This window comes from Sutcliffiella halmapala (assembly GCF_050107295.1).
In the GTDB taxonomy this organism is placed as follows: Bacteria; Bacillota; Bacilli; order Bacillales; family Bacillaceae_I; genus Sutcliffiella_A; species Sutcliffiella_A halmapala_A.
Window position 1 is genome coordinate 349580 of the sequence record NZ_JBNIKR010000003.1, and the last position, 6456, is coordinate 356035.

Here is a 6456-nt window from a genome sequence, read left to right on the forward strand (position 1 = left end):
GACACATCCTTTATAATTAACGCTCTCTGCGGCGCTTTTTACTTTTCTATAACCTTCATAGTATAAAACAAGTTGTAGAGCAAGTTCAATAGCGAGGTGTCCGGTTTGAGGAGAAAATGGATCTGGGGGGAAGCCTTGAAGCACAATCTTGAGTGAATGCGTGATTTACATTAAATGCAAAAGCCCCACCCACCAACCAACCGGTCAGCGGACAGGGCAACAAAATTATTTTACCCAGCCAAGGATCATTTCACGAATGAGCTTGCTTGCTGTGTTTGCAGTTTGTTCGGATGGATCATAGATTGGTGCCACTTCAACCAGGTCTGCTCCAACCACGTTCACTTTCGAGCGTGCAATTTCGTGGATGGAAGCCAATAGCTCACGTGATGTGATGCCTCCGCAGTCTACTGTTCCAGTACCAGGTGCATGCGCAGGGTCGAGAACATCGATGTCGATTGTTACATATACCGGACGGCCAGCCAATGTTGGAAGGATTTCTTTCAGCGGCTCAAGCACTTCAAATTTCGAGATGTGCATGCCCACTTCCTTCGCCCATTTGAATTCCTCTTTCATACCAGAGCGGATACCGAATGAGTAGACATTTGTAGGTCCGATCAGGTTTGCGGCCTTCTTGATCGGCGTCGAGTGGGAAAGCGGCTCACCTTCGTAATCGTCACGAAGGTCCGTGTGCGCATCCATATGGATGATTGCAAGATCGGGATACTTCTTGTACATCGCCTTGATGACAGGCCAGGAAACAAGGTGCTCCCCACCCATTCCAAGCGGAAACTTGTCACCCGCCAAAAGGGAGTCGATATACTCCTCGATCATTTCGATGCTTTTTTGCGGGTTACCGAATGGCAATGGGATATCGCCTGCATCAAAGTATTTCACTTCTTCCAGTTCACGATCTAGGTACGGGCTGTACTCCTCAAGCCCGATGGATACCTCGCGGATGCGGGATGGGCCAAAACGGGATCCAGGTCGGTAGCTTACCGTCCAGTCCATCGGCATACCATAGATGACAGCCTGGCTGTCTTCGAAACTTGGGTGACTCTTAATAAACACATTACCTGAATAAGCTTCATCAAAACGCATAATAACATTTCCTCCTTTGAAGAAGGGGTCAGACCCTTAGCGCTTTAAAGCTACTTTAGGGTCTGACCCCTCTTTAATTCACTATAACTTCAACGCATTACCGCAGAGAGGGTCAGGCCCCTCTTTACTACGTTACTTAATTAAATCACCAACGAACTTCGGTAGGGCAAATGCTGCTTTGTGAAGTTCTTTTGTGTAGTATTTTGTTTCCATGTCGTGGAAGCGGTCTTCTTTTACTTCCAATGGGTCGTGCTTTTTGGATCCGATTGTGAATGTCCACATGCCGCTTGGGTATGTTGGGATGTTTGCGATGTAGAGGCGAGTGATCGGGAAGATCTCGCGTACGTCGCGCTGTACGTTTGTAATCAGTTCAGGCGTGAACCATGGGTTGTCCGTTTGTGCAACGAATACACCGTCTTCTTTTAACGCTTTGGAGATCCCAGCGTAGAAGCCTTTTGTGAATAGGTTGACTGCTGGTCCAACAGGCTCAGTGGAGTCTACCATGATTACGTCATACTCGTTTTCGCTTTCGGCGATGTGCATGAAGCCGTCGCCGACTTTCACTTCTACGCGTGCATCGTCAAGCATGCCAGCGATTTCCGGCAGGTATTGCTTGGAGTACTCGATTACTTTTCCGTCGATTTCAACAAGGGTCGCTTTTTTCACGCTTGGGTGCTTCAGCACTTCACGGATTACGCCACCGTCTCCGCCGCCTACTACTAATACGTTCTCAGGGTTTGGATGTGTAAACAATGGTACGTGTGCCACCATTTCGTGATAGACGAACTCGTCCTTTTGCGTAGTCATCACCATGCCATCAAGGATAAGCATGTTTCCGAATTCCTCTGTTTCTACCATATCTAACTTTTGGAACTCCGTTTGCTCTGTATGTAAAGTGCGTTTGATCTTCGCTGTGATTCCGAAGTTTTTTGTTTGATATTCTGTGTACCATAATTCCATTTGTACAACATTCCCTTCCGTTTTTTAATCCGTCCAAAATCCTCGTGCTATATCGAATAAACTCGCTTATATCGTTCCCTAACCATAAAAAATGCAAACATAAATTAAATTAATACAACAAGAAAAAAGTATAGATGAATCTAGCAAAAATTCAAGTTAAAATTTATTTTTTTTTGAAAATGTTTAAAACGGGGGAAAGGTTTTCATACTGAGTAGTAATGATGCAGGACTAGGAGTCTCACGGAAAGGGGGAATTTCTGAAATGGAATTGATGACAGATGACCGATTGCAGCGGGTTTTGAAGTATTTTCGTGCCTTTATTTTTATTTTTTCTATCCTAGCAATCTCGTTGATGGTATTAATAGGCGGCGTCATCATTTATGCGAAGTCCAAGGGGGCGCCGCCGCTTTCGGTGACACAGTCTTCGATTTTCTATAGCAAGGACGGCTCGATCATCGGGGAAGCCCATAGCGGGGAGAAGCGTTATTGGGTGGCGCTGGACGATATTTCCCCTCATCTGATTGATGCCACGGTTGCGGTGGAGGATCGCCGTTTTTTCAGCCATCATGGATTTGACCCGAAACGGATTGCCGGAGCACTGCTTGCCGACATCAAGGCGATGGCAAAGGTTCAGGGGGCGAGTACGATCTCGCAGCAGTATGCCCGCAACCTTTTCCTCGAGCATGAGAAAACATGGAGGCGAAAATTGAATGAGGCACTCTATACGATTCGTATTGAGGCCAATTATTCAAAGGAAGAGATCCTCGAGGGCTATTTGAATACGATCTATTACGGTCACGGTGCATACGGAGTCGAATCCGCTTCCTATTACTATTTCGGAAAGCCTGCAGCAGATCTGAACATGGCGGAAGCCAGCATGCTAGCAGGAATTCCGAAGGGTCCGGGGGTGTATTCCCCTTTTACAGATAGTGAACGGGCTTTGGCGAGACAGAAGACGGTGCTTGATTCGATGGTGGAAAATAAGGACATTACTCGCGCCGAGGCCGAGGCAGTGCTTGCTGAGCCGCTTGTCTATGGAGAACGCGAGCATTTGCCGAAGGAATTTATGGCTCCCTATTTCCAGGATGCGGTCCGGTCGGTGATCCGTCATGATTTGAACCTGGAAAAGGAACTGGAAAACGGCGGGCTTCATATCTATACGACGCTTGACCCAAAGATGCAGGAAATTGCGGAAGAGCAGATTGCCGCCACGTTCGATCCGAGCTCCACGATGCAGGTAGGCTTTGTAGCGATGGACCCGAAGTCCGGAAAGGTGCTGGCACTTGTCGGCGGACGCAATTATGAGGAGAGCCCATATAACCGGGTGACCCAGGCGGAAAGGCAGCCAGGTTCTACGTTCAAGCCGCTTCTCTATTATCGTGCACTGGAAAAAGGCTTTACCCCATCAACCGGGTTCCGCAGTGAGCGGACGACGTTCCAGGTTGATGAGGGACGTTCGACGTACACACCACACAATTTTAACCATTATTATGCCAATGACACGCTGACAATGATGCAGGCCCTGCCGCTGTCGGATAATGTGTATGCAGTGAAGACCCATCTGCTCCTAGGTAAAACCGAGCTCGTCAAGCAGGCGAAAAAGTTGGGCATCGAATCTGACGTAAAGGCAGTCCCTTCGCTTGCACTAGGTACGTCACCTGTCCGGGTGCTTGATATGGCGAATGCCTATAGTACGTTTGCGAATGGCGGGAAAGAGGTCGAGCCTGTCTTTATCGAAAAGGTGGTCAACTACAAAGGTGAGATTCTCTATGAACGCGATGCGAAGGCAAAGCAGGTATTGGACAAGGATGTAACGTTCGTACTGAACCATTTGATGACAGGCATGTTCGATACTGCCTTGAACGGTTATATGGCAGTGACGGGGAATGCAATCAAGGATAAGCTGACTCGTCCTTATGCAGGAAAATCGGGCTCAACGGAAACGGACAGCTGGATGATCGGCTATACACCTCAGCTGGTGAGTGCCGTCTGGACGGGCTATGACAAGGACCAGAACATTACCCTTTGGACGGAAAAGCGCTATGCCAAGGAAATCTGGGCCGGATTTATGGAAAATGCCCTGAAAAACAAATCAGTAGTGGCGTTCCAGCCCACAGACAATGTAGTGGGTGTGAAGGTCAACCCACAAAGCGGATTGCTTGCATCCGAGGACTGTCCGGTGTCGCGGATGACGTATTATGTAAAAGGATCGGAACCGACGGAGTATTGCACAAAGCAAGCAGAAGGCACCGAGCAGGAGCAGGCACCGCCTGATACGACGACTCCGGAGAAGAAGGAGAAATGGTGGAAGAAGCTTGTTCCTTGGATGTAGCGGAAATTTTATCGTAAAAAAGTTAAAACCCCCGAGATGCCTCTCGGGGGTTTTAGGTGTCCTAGCTTTCCATGTGCTCTATACACATGTAGACTTAGTTTACTTTTTTTGCGGTAATAACTCAAGTGGGTATAGCCGAACGTTCAAAAAAATGTCACAACTTTATTTTTCAAATGTGATTGACATTTCATTTTAGAGGATTTTCAAAAAGTCCGGTAAAAATAGCTTCGAATTTCTTCGTCAGCTTGCCTCTCCGCTCCGCAACATTACAAATCATACGCTGCGGTGCTCGAGACTTCGCTTCCTCGAACTTCTTTGCTCTTTTATCCTCCTTTTTGAACACTCATTTTACAGCTAATTGGTTTTTCAAATCGTCGGAGGCGCGCTCCCACATTCCGCTGTTATGCCCGATGAGATAGTTTTGCAAAATAGTTTTAGACCTGTCGTCCATGTGTTCCACGATGATATGCCTTTTCATCGATTTGTCCATTCTGTTCACATGTTCCGGTAAGGATTTGTACCCTCTTCTGATTTCACGGTCCACGGTCATTTCGCAAGCGGTCACACCTGCGTAATATGGCCCCTCCTGCTTGCGGTCGATTGTCACCCATACAAGCCAGTACGGTTTGCCGTTCGGCACATCGTCCTTGTTCGGCAAAAACTTGATTCCGCGTTCCACTGTGCTCCGTGCGTGCATGGCGCCGATATCAACAAACGCTTCGCCGCCCTCCACATCAACAAACACCGGTGAGACATTATCAAGGCTCAATGCACCAACACCAAAGCCTCCATGTCCGTCTGTCGGGTCATTTTTTATAATATTAAAGCCAATCGGTTTCTTTTTCTTTTCCTGGTCCATGTTGGTTCCCCCTTAACGTAAGAATAAGCTTGCAAACCACTGCATAATCGTCCCTTGCACACTTGGGACAAAATCATACAGCAACGGATTGATGGTATAGTCACCAAGGTCGGTGAAAATCAAGACTAAAAAAATGATGATGCCAAAAGGCTCTAGACGGGTCATTCTTGCCCTTAAATTGGCCGGAGCCAAGTCTTCCAATATCCGGTAGCCATCCAACGGCGGAAACGGCAGAAGGTTGAAGATGAATAAGAGCACGTTCAGCCTAGTGAATACCTGAACGAACATTTCCACCTTATCCAGCATGGACACGGATAGTCCATCCAGCAACCCGAATGATAGCATAAAAAAGTACAGAAAATAACCGATGCAGGCAAGCAGCAGATTGCTGAGCGGTCCCGCGAGCGAAACCAGTATCCCTGCCAATCTGGGATTTTTAAAATAGAAGCGGTTGACCGGAACCGGCTTTGCCCATCCGAAGCCTGCGATAAATATCAGGATCGTACCGATCGGATCCAGGTGCACATGAGGCGCCAAGGTTAGTCTACCCTGATTTTTCGCTGTCGGGTCCCCAAATTTATTGGCCACAAAGGCATGCGCATATTCATGTAGCGTAAACGCAATAATTAACGTTATCGCCAAATATGGAATCAACTCCAGATTAAGTCCAAAAAAACTATCCAAACCTTCTCCCCTTTTCTAAGCGATCATTTTCTTAGCTTGCGCTTTTCTAATTAGTATACAATAATTTATGTAAGGATTGAAAATATTAGTAGATATTAAAGGAGTGTCTTTCACATGCCATACGTAACAGTGAAAATGCTAGAGGGCCGTACAGAAGAACAGAAGAAGGCATTGGTGGAAAAGGTGACAACCGCTGTCAGCGAGACAACCGGCGCACCAGAAGACAAGATTGTCGTCTTCATTGAAGAGATGACCAAGGGACATTACGCTGTTGGCGGGAAGCGCCTGAGCGATCAATAAGGCAAAAGGTGTCCCGGAAGTCTTCGGGACACCTTTTTTGTGGATTGAATGGGTCGAAAATGTGAAGCGGGCGTAAATGGGGATATTCGGGCGAAAGCGGTTCAACCCCCTAAGTTTGGACACTTACTCCGTCTTTCTAGGGGTATCTCATTATTTCATTTTCTACCGCGCATTCGCTTGGTTGCCCCGAGAAGAAAGGTTAAAGGGAATCACTTTAACCTTT

General features: G+C 47.2%; 6 protein-coding genes. 2 read left to right on the plus strand and 4 right to left on the minus strand.

The window, feature by feature from the left end; all coding sequences use genetic code 11:
* Positions 1-225: 225 nt before the first annotated feature.
* On the minus strand, positions 226-1098 hold the full coding sequence (gene speB, locus ACQCT5_RS07540; RefSeq protein WP_499640543.1) for an agmatinase: 873 nt from the start codon (positions 1096-1098) through the stop codon (positions 226-228).
* A 132-nt stretch (positions 1099-1230) separates the two neighbouring features.
* Positions 1231-2058 carry a spermidine synthase gene (gene speE, locus ACQCT5_RS07545; RefSeq protein WP_417898599.1) on the minus strand — a complete coding sequence of 276 codons (828 nt, stop codon included), beginning with the start codon at positions 2056-2058 and terminating at the stop codon, positions 1231-1233.
* 262 nt (positions 2059-2320) lie between these two features.
* Between speE and ACQCT5_RS07550 the strand changes: the two genes are divergently transcribed.
* A complete protein-coding gene (locus ACQCT5_RS07550) occupies positions 2321-4390 on the plus strand; it encodes a transglycosylase domain-containing protein (protein ID WP_499640546.1) in 2070 nt (689 codons plus the stop codon).
* A 343-nt stretch (positions 4391-4733) separates the two neighbouring features.
* Here ACQCT5_RS07550 and ACQCT5_RS07555 read toward each other — a convergent pair whose 3' ends face one another.
* Together ACQCT5_RS07555 and ACQCT5_RS07560 are read right to left on the minus strand one after the other, a co-directional pair.
* Positions 4734-5249, minus strand: a complete 516-nt coding sequence (locus ACQCT5_RS07555; RefSeq protein WP_499640548.1) for a YwhD family protein — start codon at positions 5247-5249, stop codon at positions 4734-4736.
* Between the two features lie 12 nt (positions 5250-5261).
* Entirely contained in the window at positions 5262-5933 is a 672-nt protein-coding gene (locus ACQCT5_RS07560; RefSeq protein WP_499640550.1) for a site-2 protease family protein, read from the minus strand.
* A 114-nt stretch (positions 5934-6047) separates the two neighbouring features.
* Here ACQCT5_RS07560 and thmT point away from each other — a divergent pair, with 114 nt between their 5' ends.
* A complete protein-coding gene (gene thmT / locus ACQCT5_RS07565) occupies positions 6048-6233 on the plus strand; it encodes a 2-hydroxymuconate tautomerase (protein ID WP_204413097.1) in 186 nt (61 codons plus the stop codon).
* Positions 6234-6456 lie beyond the last annotated feature (223 nt).